This is a genomic window from Pseudomonas sp. HN2 (assembly GCF_020736465.1).
GTDB lineage: Bacteria > Pseudomonadota > Gammaproteobacteria > Pseudomonadales > Pseudomonadaceae > Aquipseudomonas > Aquipseudomonas moraviensis_A.
Genome location: NZ_CP085885.1, coordinates 3,274,026 through 3,288,484, shown reverse-complemented (window position 1 = coordinate 3,288,484; position 14,459 = coordinate 3,274,026). Strand labels below are relative to the sequence as shown.

Genomic DNA, 14,459 nt, shown 5'->3' with positions numbered 1-14,459 from the left:
ACGATCATCTATCAGGCATTCATCGATAAAAAGCGCAAAAACTGCCGCATCATGATCAGGTTATTAGATGGAATTCAGCCTCGAAATCGTTTCATCCGACTTTCAATTCGTCGCCTAAACCGATGACCTGTAAGCATTTCGCTAGAACTGAAGAGTAAATCCAGACACCATAGCCGCCACAGCCTCACACCCTGGAGTCCGTCAGCGTGGTGCAACACATTCCCGATCTTCCTCCTGAACTTCGTCCACTGGCCGAGATGCCCTGGTTCAAGCGTCTGGCCGCGCGTTTCTTCGGCCACGGCCTGACAAAACTGCGCGCCCAGCACCGCGCCTCGTGGCTGCACGGGCAAGCCGACGGGTTTCGCAGCGGGCACACTGCTGGCGTTGAATACGGCTTCAGGGAAGGCAAGCTCGAGGGGCTGGAAGAGGGCCGGCAGGTCCTGCTGATTCGCGACAGCCGCAACACCGAGCATCGTCCGCCCGGCGTCGATAACAATCTGTTCGATGACTGGCGCCTGCCGCTCACGGCGGAGCTGAAGAGGCGCATCAAGGCCGATGTGGCCCGATTACTCCCGGCCCACGCCCAGCCCAGCGCCGCGCAGTGGAAGATGATTTTCAGCGACACGCCGTCCACCTCGGTGGTGGCCGGTGCTGGCGCGGGCAAGTCGACTACGCTGGTGCTGCGCATTCTCTTGCTCAGCCACTACCTGGGTTTTGAGCTGGATTCGATGACTGTGGTGACCTTCACCCGCGAATCGCGCAAGGATTTCATCAACAAACTGATTGAAATCTTCACGCTGTGGGGCCAGCCGCTGAACCCCAAACAGGCCCGTGAGCTGGTGCGAACCTTCCACTCGCGCATCTTGCCAATGGTCCGCAGTCTGCCGGGGTTCGAGCGCCTGCAGGCCTTCGAGAATCTCAGTGATCGTCCGCAGAGCAGCGCGGAAGAGGTCGACAGCAATCCGTTCGACCTGCGCATCAATGACGCGCAGCGACAGCAACTCAATGCCTGCTATCACCGCTTGTTCAACGAAGATGAGCGTTTCCGCCAGCTGATCCAGCCGCTGTCCCGCGCCGGGCTGCAGTTGAAGGAGCTGGAACGCGATCACCCCGATGTGCAGAAGCGCATGGCGGTCACCGAGCTTGCGGCCAAGCGCGATGAAGAGCTGTGCGACGTCATCGAGGATCTGTGGTTTCGCGCGGGTGCGTGGCCCATCAAGGGGATCGAACCCAGTCGGCAAACGTTCGAGATCAACGGCTCGACGTTCCACTGTCACGGCTATATCCCGAGCCTCGATGCCTGGGTGGTGCTCGGGTTTGACTCCAAAGAAAACGCCCAGCTATGTCGGCCAAACGCCAAACTGAGCGTCCGCGCAGAATGGGCGGTCAAGCGCACACTGTTTCAAGCTTTCTGTCGTAAGCCATTGATATGGTTGGATAGTTACGAGTCGTCAAGGCGTGTTCTGGCCACCTTGGCCGGCGATGCCAGCGCCGGCCCCGGCTTCGACTACAAGGTTAAAGGCGAGTTGGCATCGGCACCGCTGCTCGATTGTTTTGTCGGCGCGGCAGGTTTTATCGAAAACCTCGGCCTGGATGTACCCGACGCGGTCAGTCGCATGAGCTTTGCCAAGGACGATCCCGATCGGTATTTCTTCGAAGCCCTGAGCCTGTTCTGGCGCGCGTTTGAAGATCACTTGCTGGACCAGAAACCGCCAGTGATGACCTACAACCGCATGTTCGCCCTGTTCAGCGAGCACTCGCCGGAAAACCTCAAGTTGCTCAGCGATGAGCTGCTGCGACCGATGTCGCATTTGATGATCGACGAGTTTCAGGACGTTTCGCCGCAGATCGTTTCGTGGATTCGCGCCAGCCTTAACGAAATCCGCAGCCGTGGCCCGGCCATGCACGTCGGGCGCGGTGCGCAGCGTTCGTCGCTGTTGTGCGTCGGCGATGACTGGCAATCCATTTACGGCTGGCGCGGCAGTTCGCCGAGCTACTTCATGGAGTTCAACAAGGAGTTTCCTTCGCCGAGCACCACGCGGGTGATGCTCAGTGACAACTACCGCAGTCATCAACACATCATCGATGCCGCCGAGCACATTGTCCGCGCAGCGCCGGCCATCGCGGGCAAGAAGGCCAAGGCCAGTGGTGAGCCCAAACCATTGCAGCCGGTCAACGTGCTCGAGCGGAATGACGAGGCGCTGGGTCAACGACTGGCGGAACATTACCGCCGGGGCGATTCTATCTTGATGCTCTATCGAAAAAGCAGCGATAAGTTATTGATAGAGCAGCATATTCAGCCAGTACTTAATGTAGATTCGAGCTTGCCTTACGAAGCGCGACGGCTGAAACAGCTGACCTATCACAGTGCCAAGGGTTTGCAGGCTGATGCAGTGTTTCTGCTTGGCGACTGCCAGCACCTGACCAGTTCGCCGTACAAGAATCAGGTCTACCGCATGGCCGGACTGGGCAAAACCGGCGACAGCGAGCCGTACGACAGTGCGCAAAAAGACGAGATCCTGCGTCTGGCCTACGTGGGCATTACCCGGGCTGTCAGCCATTGCTACTGGTACGTCGAACCGCAAGAACCCCAAGCGGTGAATATGCCGAGAGCTTCGGATCGAGTCGCCAGGGGCAAGCCATTCTTCGTCGATCATCGCGCGGAGAAGACGACCGCCTAAGCATAAAAAAGCCCGCATTGCTGCGGGCTTTTCTTTTTGAATCAGTCGGTTATGCGTAGTTCTTCAGAGATTCCGGAGGAGTGAAGGCTTCCAGTTCATCCTCGATGGCTTCGATGATTCGCTCGACATCCGCCGCGTTCATCACCGTCGCACAGGGAATGCCAGCGATGGCGATCATGGTTTCGCCGCTGGCACGATCGAACAGACGGGCGATCAGGCTGCCCGGCGCATCCATCGTCGCTTCGAATCCCATGGGATGAAAATGCCAGCGCATCAGCTGGCAAGCGTTGGGAAAAGTTACTTTGCTGGACCCTTTATTCATGGTGTTGCCCGCCTGCTTCATCGAGCGCTTCCTTTTGCTCATGTTAGGTGGGAAGAGCCTTCATTGGCTCAACCAGTGCTTGAGCTTTAAAAGTAGCATCCGTGTGTGAAAAAACTGTGAGTTTTTTCAGTCCGTTTAGCGATTGATTCGCATTTTTTGATGTAAGTCACTGGCTCATCGATTATCGCCAAAACGCCACCATGGATTTTTCATTGAAGCGGCAGAGGAAGTTGGGCAAGCTCGGTTCTTTTTCGCCGAGCCGCTTATGCACGCCGATGACGACGGCCCAGAACAGACCCAGGCCACGGCCGCCACGGTCATGCGCTATCACCTGAGCTGGAAGCACCGGGATCTGGACAGCGTCATGGCGCTTTATCACGCTGATATCCAGTACAACGATTTCTTTCAGAATCGCGTGCTTGCTCTGGACGAGTTGCGCGAATACGTGCGCGTCAGCATGCCGCGAGAATCCGACGAACTGCTCGAACATTGCGACCGCATCCGGGTGGACGGCAACACGGCGTTCATTCAGTACGAGGTGACTTTGCGCGGTGGCGATGGCCTGGTGTCGTTCCGTTCCAGCGAAGCGATCACGGTCAAGGACGGTTTGATCTGGCGCGTCAACGAGTACGCCTCGCTGGTGCGTACGCAAGCCGACGGCAGTTCGGCACCCAGCCAGCGCCCGGCGGTCAGTCGTCTCGGGCTGTCACCGCGGCAATTGAGTTTCATGGCCGAAGACCTGCAGCAGTATTTCGAAAAACAGCAACCTTATCTGGATCCTGAGCTCGACCTGCAACGGGTGGCGAAGGAGTGCGGGTACAGCCGCAATCAGATCTCCTATCTGCTCAACCAAGTGCTTGGGCAAAGCTTCTATCGCTACGTCAATCAGGCGCGCCTGCAGCATTTGCTGCGCGCCCTGGACAGCGCCACGCCGCCGTTGCGTATCGATGAGCTGGCGTTCGCCGCCGGCTTCAATTCGCTGTCAGCGTTCTACAAATGCTTCCGCGAGCACACCGGTCAGTCACCCAAGGCCTACGCCAGACAAATTTCTCTGCGGGCACGCGCGCAAGACAGCCACTGAAGACAACCACTAGGATCGACGCCATCAAGGTTTTCAGTGGCGGAGTCTGGCATGTCGGCGTGGCGCACGATCAGTTTGTGGATGGATCAGCTCGAAGAGCCGCTGGTGGCCCGGCCTGCGCTGGAGCGGGATCTGGACGTCGACGTGGCAATCATCGGCGCCGGCTACACCGGACTGTGGACGGCGTACTACCTGAAGAAACACGCGCCCGGCCTGGATATCGCCATCATCGAGGCGCAAACCGCCGGATTCGGTGCTTCCGGCCGCAATGGCGGCTGGCTGATGGGCAACCTGCTCGGCGAGGATCGTCTGCTGGCAGGGTTGTCGCCAGAACAACGCCGGGCTTCTTACGATCTGCTGCACAGCATTCCTGATGAAGTGGAAATCGTCATCGAACGTGAAGGCATCGACTGCGATTACCGCAAGGGTGGGGTGCTTTATTGTGCTGCGCGCTATCCCGAACAGGAAACTGTGCTGCGCGATTACCTGAGCAAGCTGCACGCTCAAGGGCTGACGGACGACGATTACCGCTGGCTCAGCCCCGAGCAACTGGCTCAGCAGCTCCGCGTGGCGAAACCCTACGGCGGCATCTTCGCCCCTCACGTTGCGACCATGCACCCGGCGAAACTGGTGCGCGGTCTGGCGCAGACCGTGCAGAACATGGGCGTGAAGATCTATGAAAACAGCCCGGTGACCCACTGGCAGTCAGGCAGTTTGCGCACCGCCAAAGCCAGCGTGCGCGGTCGCTGGATTGTCCCGGCCGTGGAAGGTTATTCGGTGACGTTGCCGCCGCTGGGCCGCTATCAGTTGCCGGTGCAAAGCCTGATCGTCGCCACCGAGCCGCTGTCGGCTGCGACCTGGGATGAAATCGGCCTGAATCGCGGCCAGGCCTTCAGTGAATTCAGCCGTCAGGTCACCTACGGCCAGCGCAGTGCCGACAACCGCCTGATTTTCGGCGCCCGTGGTGGTTATCAGTTCGCCGGCAAGCTGCGTCATGACTTCAACCTGACCGGCGACGAGGTCGAACTGCGCCGCTATCTGTTCGGCGAACTGTTTCCGCAACTGAAAAACGTGCAGATCACCCACGCCTGGGGCGGCAACCTCGGCATGTCGCGACACTTCAAGCCGCACATGCTCTGCGACCGCGCCAATGGCGTCGCGTTGTCCGGCGGTTACGGCGGGGAAGGTGTCGGTGCCAGCAATCTCGGCGGACGCACCCTGGCCGATCTGATTCTCGAACGCGACAGCGAACTGACCCGGCAGCCGTGGGTACTGCCCGATGGCGGCATTCATGCGCTGCGCGCCTGGGAGCCGGAGCCGTGCCGCTGGCTGGGCTACAACGCGATCATCAAAAGCTTCGTGCACGAAGACCAGACCTTGGCCAACCCGGCCACCGCACCCTGGCGGCGCAAGCTGGCCAGCCGGGTCGCCGGCTTCATGGAAGGTTTCATGCACTAAACGCCGTTTCCCTCAATAAACAGGTCACGCCATGAGCATCACCCAATTCAAGAACACCGCCACGCTGGCGCTCGAAGAATCCAGCCCGGTCGCCGTGCCCCTCGGCGAGCCCGTCGCAATCGCCTCGACCACCAGTGTCGAGCGCGACGACGGGGTTGAAACCGGCGTCTGGGAGTGCACCCCAGGGCGCTGGCGGCGGCAGATTACTGCGCAGGAGTTCTGCCATTTCATTTCCGGGCGCTGCACGTTCACCCCCGACGGTGGCGGCGAAACCCTGCACATACAAGGCGGCGACGCACTGATGTTGCCAGCCAACACGCTCGGGATCTGGGATATCCAGGAAACCGTGCGCAAGAGCTACGTGCTGATTTTCTGATTGTTCGATCGTTTGATTGCCTGCCAACAAAAAAAGCCCATACAGGAATCGCCCCATGATCCAGAAAACCCTCGCATTGGCGCCGCTGCTGCTGGCCGTTTCCGTCAGTCACGCGGCCGAGACGGTCAAGGTCTACAACTGGTCCGACTACATCGCCCCGGACACCACGAAGAATTTCCAGAAAGACACCGGCATCGGCGTCACCTATGACGTCTACGACAGCAACGAAACCCTCGACGGCAAGTTGATGACCGGCAAATCCGGATACGACGTGGTCTTCCCGTCGAACCACTTCATGGCACGGCAGATTCAGGGCGGGGCACTGAAAAAGCTCGACAAAAGTCAGCTACCGAACTGGAAGAATCTCAATCCGGCGTTGCTCAAGGCTTTGCAGACCAACGACCCGAACAACGAGCACGGCTTTCCATACCTGTGGGGCAGCACCGGCATCGGCTACAACATCGCCAAGATCAAAGCGGTGCTCGGTGACAATGCGCCGGTGGATTCCTGGGACCTGATTTTCAAGCCCGAATACATGGAAAAGCTGCAGAAGTGCGGGGTGGCGATTCTCGACAACGGCCCGGAATTGCTCCCGGCGGCGCTCAACTATCTCGGTCTGCCGCACCACAGCAAGAACCCCGAGGACTACAAGAAAGCCGAAGCGCTGCTGATGAAAGTCCGGCCCTATGTCAGCTACTTTCATTCATCGAAATACACCAGCGACCTGGCCAACGGTGATATTTGCGTAGCGGTCGGGTTTTCCGGGGACATCCTGCAAGCCGAGAACCGCGCCAGGGAAGCGAAAAACGGCGTCGAGATCGGTTATGCGATTCCCAGGGAAGGCGCGGCAATCTGGTTCGACATGGTCGCCATGCCCGCCGACGCCCCGGACGAGAAGGCCGGCTACGCCTTCATGAACTACCTCCTTCGCCCCGACGTCGTGGCCGGGATTACCAACTACGTGCATTACGCCAATGGCAACGAACAGGCGGACGGCCTGATCGATCCGGCGATCAAGAACGACACCAAGGTGTACCCGAGCCCGGAAATGATGGGCAAGCTGTTCGCGCTGGAGGCGATGCCGCTGAATATCGACCGGATTCGTACGCGGGTCTGGAACAAGATCCGCACCGGTAGCTGAGTTTTCCAGGACGAACACACAAGCCCCCTGTGGGAGCGAGCCTGCTCGCGAAAGCGGTCTGTCATTCAACAATTATGTTGACTGGGCAGGCGCCTTCGCGAGCAGGCTCGCTCCCACAATGATATTGCGTGAAGCCAGTAGTTGATATCAAAGCACTGGCACCGCTGTCTGAAAGTGTGACTCGCCCAACAAATCCAAACTTACCGATATTTAATATTTAAATAGAAAATCGTCAGACGATTTGCCCTGTCCCCAGCAACTAACAACAATCTTTCCTCCCCGCGCGCTTTGTTTACGGCAGTTTCCTGATGTATCGAAATTGGATCGCAAAAAAATCCTTTACGACAGATTTCAAATTGTGTCAGGTTCGTTACGCCTTCATTGGGCGAGTGATAGGACGATCTCGCCAAAGATCGTCCTGTCGGACAAAAACTGTTCCATTGCTAAACAAGGAAGTGTGTTTATGTCAAAAGTTAAAACCAACGCTGTTGATTCCGCCGAACAGGCTTTCCAATTGGCCGCCTTCAGCTCGGCGTACAACCAGATCAACAGCTTCAGCCATCAATACGATCGTGGCGGCAACCTCACGGTCAATGGCAAACCCTCGTACACCGTCGATCAGGCGGCTACGCAATTGCTGCGTGATGGCGCTGCCTACCAGGACAAGGACGGCAGCGGCAAGATCGAACTCACCTATACGTTCCTGACGTCAGCATCGAACAGCACGATGAACAAGCACGGGATCAGCGGGTTCAGTCAGTTCAGCGCGCAGCAGCAGGCGCAGGCCAAGCTCGCCATGCAATCCTGGGCCGACGTGGCCAATGTCACGTTCACCGAGAAAGCTTCGGGCGGCGACGGCCACATGACGTTCGGTAACTACAGTGGCGGCCAGGATGGCGCGGCGGCGTTCGCCTACCTGCCAGGTACCGGCGCCGGTTATGACGGTACTTCGTGGTACTTGATCAACAGCGGTTACACGCAGAACAAGAACCCGGATCTGAACAACTACGGTCGTCAGACCCTGACCCACGAAATCGGCCACACCCTGGGCCTGGCTCACCCTGGCGACTACAACGCCGGCAATGGCAACCCGACCTACAACGACGCGACTTACGGCCAGGACACCCGCGGCTACAGCGTCATGAGTTACTGGAGCGAGAGCAACACCAACCAGAACTTCAGCAAGGGCGGCGTCGAAGCCTATTCGTCCGGCCCGCTGATGGACGATATCGCCGCCATCCAGAAACTCTACGGTGCCAACACCAGCACCCGCACCGGCGACACCACCTACGGCTTCAATTCCAACGCCGGCCGCGATTTCCTCAGCGCTTCGTCGTCGAGTGACAAAGTGGTGTTCTCGGTGTGGGACGCCGGCGGCAAGGACACTCTGGATTTCTCTGGCTTCACCCAGAACCAGAAGATCAACCTCAATGACGCTTCGTTCTCCGACGTGGGCGGGCTGGTCGGTAACGTGTCGATTGCCAAGGGCGCGATCATCGAAAACGCCATTGGCGGTTCGGGCAGCGATCTGCTGATCGGTAACAGTGTGGCCAACGAGCTGAAGGGCGGTGCCGGCAACGACATCCTCTACGGCGCGGGCGGTGCCGACAAACTATGGGGCGGCGCCGGTTCGGACACTTTCGTGTTCGCTGCCAGCTCGGACTCCAAGCCGGGTGCGATCGATCAGATCCTCGATTTCGTCAGCGGTCTGGACAAAATCGACCTGACCGGCATCACCAACGGGGCGGGCCTGCACTTCGTCAGCAGCTTCACCGGTTCCGCTGGCGATGCAGTGCTGACCTCGTCGGGCGGCAACAGCCTGTTGTCGGTGGATTTCTCCGGGCACGGCGTGGCGGACTTCATCGTCAGCACCGTTGGCCAGGCAGCGACCAGCGACATCGTGGCGTGATGTGAAGGGAAAGCGGCGCCCAAGGCGTCGCTTTCTTCACTTGCATCGGTAGGCGCTGTACGCAACGCTTAGGGCTGGAGCGAAATTTCCCATGATCTACAGAGCTTTTACCTACAAGGCATCGGCGTGGCTTTCAGTGGCGCTCGTTACGATTTCAGGAGCAACAGCGATGGCAAGCAGCCTCAGACTCGAAGAACCCTCCGTGTTTGCCGGAAAGTGGCAGGCAACACTGTCCAGCACAGTCGAGGACCTGCGGACGCAAAAGCTGCAGGACAAACCCTCCAATACCTGTAGCGTCGAACTGCTCGCCAACAAGACCCTTGGCCAGGGCGCAGACTGTCTGGGTGCGTGGCTCGAGCAAGCTCCGATCGGCTGGTTTCCTGATCCTGACGGCTTGTCGATCACCGGTAACGAAGGCTCAAGAATCCAGTTTTTCAGCCGACAACGTGATGGGTTGTATCTGGCGACTTTGAAGTCCGGGCTGATCGTCACGCTGGAACGTACGGCGCCCGATAACTGATCGGCCTTTTTACAAACCAATACAGCTATAGCGATTGGTCACACGGTTATAAGCAAGGTCAATAAAGGCAACTGCGCCGCAATATTCGGCGTTAGTTGTTATGAAAGTGTAAGTGGCCGCCGCGCAAGTGTATCCGCGGATGGCTCGCTTAATTAATTGAAGTGTCGCCTCGCAGGGGCGATGAATAATGTTCAGGAATAATCAATGAAGATGGCGAAGGCCCCAGCCACCGCTCCGTTAATCAAGGCATTGGGTGACTATAAGAGCATCTTGATCAGCGTCGGTTGTTTTACCGCGCTGATCAACGTGCTGATGCTGGTGCCGTCCATCTACATGCTGCAAGTCTACGATCGGGTGCTGTCGTCGCAGAACGAAACCACCCTGGCGATGCTGTCGCTGATGGTCGTCGGTTTCTTCGCCTTTATCGGGCTGCTGGAAGTCATCCGCAGCTTTATCGTCATCCGCATCGGCAGCCAGTTGGAGCGCCGTTTCAACCTGCGGGTCTATCAGGCTGCGTTCGAGCGCAACCTGTTCAAGGGCGAGGGCAATGCCGGGCAGTCGCTGGGCGACCTGACCCACATCCGTCAGTTCGTCACCGGTCCTGCATTGTTCGCCTTCTTCGATGCGCCGTGGTTTCCGGTCTATCTGTTTGTCATCTACCTGTTCAACGTCTGGCTCGGCGTGCTGGCCACGGCGGGTGCGTTGCTGCTGATTGCACTGGCGTGCCTCAACGAATACATGACCAAGAAGCCGCTGGGCGAGGCCGCCGGGTTTTCCCAGCAGTCCAGTCAGTTGGCTACCAGCCATTTGCACAACGCCGAAACCATTCAGGCCATGGGCATGCTCGGGTCGCTGCGCAAACGCTGGTTCGGGGTGCATTCGCGCTTTCTCGGCTTGCAGAACCAGGCCAGCGACACCGGCGCGGTGATCAGTTCGTTGAGCAAGACCCTGCGTCTGTGCCTGCAATCCTTGGTGCTGGGCCTGGGCGCTTTGCTGGTGATCAAAGGCGACATGACCGCCGGGATGATGATCGCCGGTTCGATCCTCATGGGCCGCGTGCTCAGCCCGATCGACCAGTTGATCGCCGTATGGAAGCAGTGGAGCGGGGCGAAGCTGGCTTACCGCCGTCTGGATGCGCTGTTGCAGGCGTTCCCGCCAAGCGACGAGGCCATGGCGCTGCCAGCGCCGAAGGGCCAGATTGCCTTCGAACAGGTCAGCGCCGGCCCACCGGGACAACGTTCCGCGACGTTGCACATGGTCAATTTCAACCTCGGTGCCGGTGAAGTACTCGGTGTGCTCGGCGCTTCCGGCTCCGGCAAATCGACGCTGGCCCGGGTGCTGGTCGGCGTGTGGCCAGTACTGGGCGGCACCGTGCGTCTGGATGGCGCCGATATCCACCGCTGGAATCGCGATCAGCTTGGCCCTTACATCGGTTACCTGCCGCAGGACATCGAGCTGTTCAGCGGCACCATCGCGGAAAACATTGCGCGATTCAGCGAAACCGACTCGCAAAAAGTCGTCACCGCCGCGCAACAGGCCGGCGTCCACGAGATGATCCTGCGCCTGCCGCAGGGCTACGACACGAAGCTGGGCGAGGACGGCAGTGGCTTGTCCGGTGGCCAGAAGCAACGCGTGGCACTGGCCCGTGCGCTGTATGGCACGCCGAGTCTGGTGGTGCTGGATGAGCCCAACTCCAATCTCGATACGGTCGGCGAGGCTGCACTGGCCAGTGCCATCGCACAACTCAAGGCGCAGGGCACCACCGTGATTCTGGTTACGCACCGCTCTTCGGTACTGGCCCAGGCTGACAAGCTGTTGGTACTCAACGACGGTCGTCTGCAGGCGTTCGGCCCGAGTCAGGATGTGCTCAAGGCACTGTCCGGGCAACAGGAACAGCAACGCGAAAAAGCTGCACAAGCACCGGGCGGGCTCAGCATGAGTCGGCAGTATCAGCCCACGACCAGGAATTCGGGTGTATGAGCAGCGCCAGCATGAACACTGAAAACGAAGCGAACATGGAACACGCCTATCTCACTGAGCGTCCGGAACGCGATGCGAAATTTTTCGCGCGCATGGGCTGGATTCTGGCCATCGTCGGCGCTGGCAGTTTCTTCACCTGGGCGGCACTGGCGCCGCTGGATCAGGGCATTCCGGTGCAGGGCACGGTGGTGGTTTCGGGCAAGCGCAAGGCCGTGCAATCGATGAGCAGCGGCGTGGTCAGCCGGATTCTGGTGCGCGAAGGCGAAATCGTGAAGCAGGGCCAGCCGCTGTTCCGCCTCGACCAGACGCAAGTGGCGGCCGATGTGCAATCGCTGCAGGCGCAATACCGCATGGCCTGGGCCAGCCTTGCGCGCTGGCAGGCCGAGCGCGACAACCTCAAACAAGTGACCTTTCCGCCCGAACTGAGCGACGACCCGGATCCGCGTCTGGCGCTGGTGCTGGAAGGCCAGCGGCAACTGTTCAGCAGCCGCCGCGAAGCGTTCTCGCGTGAGCAAGCGGCATTGCGCGCCAATATCGAAGGCGCCACTGCGCAACTGGCCGGGATGCGCCGCGCGCGCAGCGACCTCAATGCCCAGGCCAGCTCTTTGCAGCAACAACTGAGCAACCTGCAACCGCTGGCCGACAACGGCTACATTCCGCGCAACCGTTTGATGGACTACCAGCGGCAACTGTCGCAAGTGCAGCAGCAACTGGCGGAAAACACCGGCGAAAGCGGTCGTGTCGAGCAGGGCATCCTTGAGTCGCGCCTGAAATTGCAACAGCACGGTGAGGAATACCAGAAGGAGGTCCGCACGCAACTGGCCGACGCGCAGTTGAAGAGCGTGACCCTGTCCGAGCAACTGACCTCCGCCGGTTTCGATTTGCAGCACAGCGAGATCCTGGCGACTGCCGATGGCGTAGCGGTCAATCTCGGCGTGCACACCGAAGGCGCCGTGGTGCGTCAGGGCGAAACGCTGCTGGAGATCGTTCCGCAAGGCACCACCCTGGAAGTGGAAGGGCATTTGCCAATCAACCTGATCGACAAGGTCGGCACGCATCTGCCGGTGGACATTCTGTTTACCGCCTTCAACCAGAGCAAAACCCCGCGCGTGCCCGGCGAAGTCAGCCTGATCTCCGCCGACCAGATGGTCGATGAGAAAACCGGCGTGCCCTATTACGTGCTGCGCAGCAGCGTCAGCGATCAGGCGATGGAAAAACTCAACGGCCTGGTGATCAAACCGGGCATGCCAGCGGAAATGTTCGTGCGCACCGGTGAGCGTTCACTCCTCAACTACCTGTTCAAACCGCTGCTCGATCGCGCCGGTTCCGCGTTGACCGAGGAATAAGGATGTTCGGCTGTATGAATAAGCTTTCAATGCTGGCAGCAGTCATGTTGCTGGCCAGTCACTCGGCAGTCGCGGCCATGGGGCCGTTCGAGATCTACGAACAGGCGTTGCGTAACGACCCGGTGTTCCTTGGCGCGATCAAGGAGCGTGATGCCGGCCTGGAAAACCGCGCCATCGGCCGCGCCGGGCTGCTGCCTCGGATCGGTTACACCTACAACAAGGGGCGCAACTCTTCGAAGGCTACGTCCCTTGATGATCGTGCGCGCAACCGCACCGACGAGCGCAACTACAGCAGTTACGGTTCGGCGCTGACCGTGCAACAACCGCTGCTCGATTACGAGGCTTACGCGGCGTATCGCAAGGGTGTCGCCCAGTCGCTGTTCGCCGACGAAGCGTTTCGCGGCAAGAGTCAGGAGCTGTTGGTGCGAGTGCTGGATAACTACACCAAAGCCCTGTTTGCCCAGGATCAGATCGACATCGCCCAGGCGAAGAAGAAGGCCTACGAGCAACAGTTCCAGCAGAACGAACACATGTTCAAGCAGGGCGAGGGCACCCGCACCGATATTCTCGAAGCCGAGTCGCGTTATGAATTGGCGACTGCCGAGGAGATCGAAGCGCGCAACGAGCAGGATGCTGCCTTGCGCGAACTGGGGGCGCTGGTGGGCGTGCCAGCGGTGGACATCGGCGACCTGGCCCCGCTCGGTCAGCAGTTTCAGACTTTCACGCTGCAACCGGCCAACTTCGACACCTGGCATGAACTGGCGATCAGCAACAACCCGAACCTGGCTTCGCAACGCCAGGCTGTCGAGGTCGCGCGCTATGAAGTCGAGCGCAACCGCGCCGGGCACCTGCCGAAGGTGAGCGCCTACGCCTCGATGCGCGACAACGAGTCGGAGAGCGGCAATACCTACAACCAGCGCTACGAAACCAACACCATCGGCCTGGAAGTCAGCGTGCCGCTGTACGCCGGGGGCGGGGTATCGGCTTCGACCCGTCAAGCCAGCCGCACCATGGAACAGGCCGAATACGAACTGGATGGCAAGACCCGCGAGACCTTGATCGAACTGCGCCGACAGTTCAGCGCCTGTCTGTCGGGCGTGAACAAATTGCGCGCCTATCAGAAGGCCTTGAAGTCGGCGGAAGCGCTGGTGGTGTCGACCAGACAAAGCATTCTGGGTGGCGAACGGACCAATCTCGACGCATTGAACGCCGAGCAGCAACTGTTCACCACCCGCCGGGATCTGGCCCAGGCGCGTTACGACTACCTGATGGCCTGGACCAAATTGCATTACTACGCCGGCACCCTGAACGAGCAGGATCTGGCCCGGGTGGACGAGGCTTTTGTGGTTGCGCAACAGCCCTCACCCTAACCCTCTCCCAGAGGGAGAGGGGACCGATCCGGGGAGATTGAAGAGATATACCGACTTGAACGAGCGGCACTGAATCCATAGTCGGCTATTTTTTCAGGTCGAGGATGACTCAAGACAACACAAATCGGCTCCCTCTCCTCGGGGAGAGGGCTGGGGTGAGGGGAGCGACCGAGTTGCCTGCGATAGCTGCATCGACATGAACGACCGCGTCGAACTCAGGTTTTGACATCGACACAAATCGGCTCCCTCTCCCTGGGGAGAGGGCTGGGGTGAGG

General features: G+C 59.5%; 11 protein-coding genes. 10 read left to right on the top strand and 1 reads right to left on the bottom strand.

All coding sequences use genetic code 11. The features are described 5' to 3' along the window. Nucleotides 1-206: 206 nt before the first annotated feature. Complete coding sequence (locus LIS66_RS14220; protein ID WP_227972407.1) at nt 207-2,681, top strand: UvrD-helicase domain-containing protein; 2,475 nt, start codon at nt 207-209, stop codon at nt 2,679-2,681. A gap of 49 nt (nt 2,682-2,730) precedes the next feature. On the opposite strand, the gene LIS66_RS14215 is transcribed toward LIS66_RS14220, so the two are convergent. Then, nucleotides 2,731-3,003, bottom strand: a complete 273-nt coding sequence (locus LIS66_RS14215) for a DUF1652 domain-containing protein (RefSeq protein WP_042610106.1) — start codon at nt 3,001-3,003, stop codon at nt 2,731-2,733. Between the two features lie 265 nt (nt 3,004-3,268). Between LIS66_RS14215 and LIS66_RS14210 the strand changes: the two genes are divergently transcribed. From LIS66_RS14210 to LIS66_RS14170, 9 genes are all read left to right on the top strand, one after another. Next, a complete protein-coding gene (locus LIS66_RS14210) occupies nt 3,269-4,084 on the top strand; it encodes a helix-turn-helix domain-containing protein (protein WP_116657497.1) in 816 nt (271 codons plus the stop codon). A gap of 51 nt (nt 4,085-4,135) precedes the next feature. After that, on the top strand, nt 4,136-5,542 hold the full coding sequence (locus LIS66_RS14205; protein WP_227972406.1) for an NAD(P)/FAD-dependent oxidoreductase: 1,407 nt from the start codon (nt 4,136-4,138) through the stop codon (nt 5,540-5,542). A 31-nt stretch (nt 5,543-5,573) separates the two neighbouring features. Next, a complete protein-coding gene (locus LIS66_RS14200) occupies nt 5,574-5,918 on the top strand; it encodes a cupin domain-containing protein (protein ID WP_042610052.1) in 345 nt (114 codons plus the stop codon). Nucleotides 5,919-5,973: 55 nt separating this feature from the next. Then, nucleotides 5,974-7,059 (top strand): polyamine ABC transporter substrate-binding protein, encoded by a 1,086-nt coding sequence (locus tag LIS66_RS14195; protein ID WP_227972405.1) that lies wholly within the window; start codon nt 5,974-5,976, stop codon nt 7,057-7,059. Nucleotides 7,060-7,522: 463 nt separating this feature from the next. Then, nucleotides 7,523-8,968 carry a serralysin family metalloprotease gene (locus LIS66_RS14190; protein ID WP_042610050.1) on the top strand — a complete coding sequence of 482 codons (1,446 nt, stop codon included), beginning with the start codon at nt 7,523-7,525 and terminating at the stop codon, nt 8,966-8,968. A gap of 91 nt (nt 8,969-9,059) precedes the next feature. Continuing rightward, nucleotides 9,060-9,488 carry an AprI/Inh family metalloprotease inhibitor gene (locus LIS66_RS14185; RefSeq protein ID WP_227972404.1) on the top strand — a complete coding sequence of 143 codons (429 nt, stop codon included), beginning with the start codon at nt 9,060-9,062 and terminating at the stop codon, nt 9,486-9,488. 204 nt (nt 9,489-9,692) lie between these two features. Then, complete coding sequence (locus tag LIS66_RS14180) at nt 9,693-11,468, top strand: type I secretion system permease/ATPase (protein ID WP_065616306.1); 1,776 nt, start codon at nt 9,693-9,695, stop codon at nt 11,466-11,468. Beyond that, a complete protein-coding gene (locus LIS66_RS14175; RefSeq protein WP_042610047.1) occupies nt 11,465-12,814 on the top strand; it encodes an HlyD family type I secretion periplasmic adaptor subunit in 1,350 nt (449 codons plus the stop codon). Before LIS66_RS14180 ends, LIS66_RS14175 begins: the two co-directional genes overlap by 4 nt. A 2-nt stretch (nt 12,815-12,816) precedes the next feature. Then, nucleotides 12,817-14,184 carry a TolC family outer membrane protein gene (locus LIS66_RS14170; RefSeq protein ID WP_042610046.1) on the top strand — a complete coding sequence of 456 codons (1,368 nt, stop codon included), beginning with the start codon at nt 12,817-12,819 and terminating at the stop codon, nt 14,182-14,184. Nucleotides 14,185-14,459 lie beyond the last annotated feature (275 nt).

Bases quoted from the DNA above. Each gene is read 5' to 3' on its own strand.
- LIS66_RS14200 (WP_042610052.1), top strand. From the start codon at position 5,574: ATGAGCATCACCCAATTCAAGAACACCGCCACGCTGGCGCTCGAAGAA.
- LIS66_RS14185 (WP_227972404.1), top strand. From the start codon at position 9,060: ATGATCTACAGAGCTTTTACCTACAAGGCATCGGCGTGGCTTTCAGTG.
- LIS66_RS14180 (WP_065616306.1), top strand. From the start codon at position 9,693: ATGAAGATGGCGAAGGCCCCAGCCACCGCTCCGTTAATCAAGGCATTG.
- LIS66_RS14195 (WP_227972405.1), top strand. From the start codon at position 5,974: ATGATCCAGAAAACCCTCGCATTGGCGCCGCTGCTGCTGGCCGTTTCC.
- LIS66_RS14175 (WP_042610047.1), top strand. From the start codon at position 11,465: ATGAGCAGCGCCAGCATGAACACTGAAAACGAAGCGAACATGGAACAC.
- LIS66_RS14205 (WP_227972406.1), top strand. From the start codon at position 4,136: ATGTCGGCGTGGCGCACGATCAGTTTGTGGATGGATCAGCTCGAAGAG.
- LIS66_RS14170 (WP_042610046.1), top strand. From the start codon at position 12,817: ATGTTCGGCTGTATGAATAAGCTTTCAATGCTGGCAGCAGTCATGTTG.
- LIS66_RS14215 (WP_042610106.1), bottom strand. From the start codon at position 3,003: ATGAATAAAGGGTCCAGCAAAGTAACTTTTCCCAACGCTTGCCAGCTG.
- LIS66_RS14210 (WP_116657497.1), top strand. From the start codon at position 3,269: ATGCACGCCGATGACGACGGCCCAGAACAGACCCAGGCCACGGCCGCC.
- LIS66_RS14190 (WP_042610050.1), top strand. From the start codon at position 7,523: ATGTCAAAAGTTAAAACCAACGCTGTTGATTCCGCCGAACAGGCTTTC.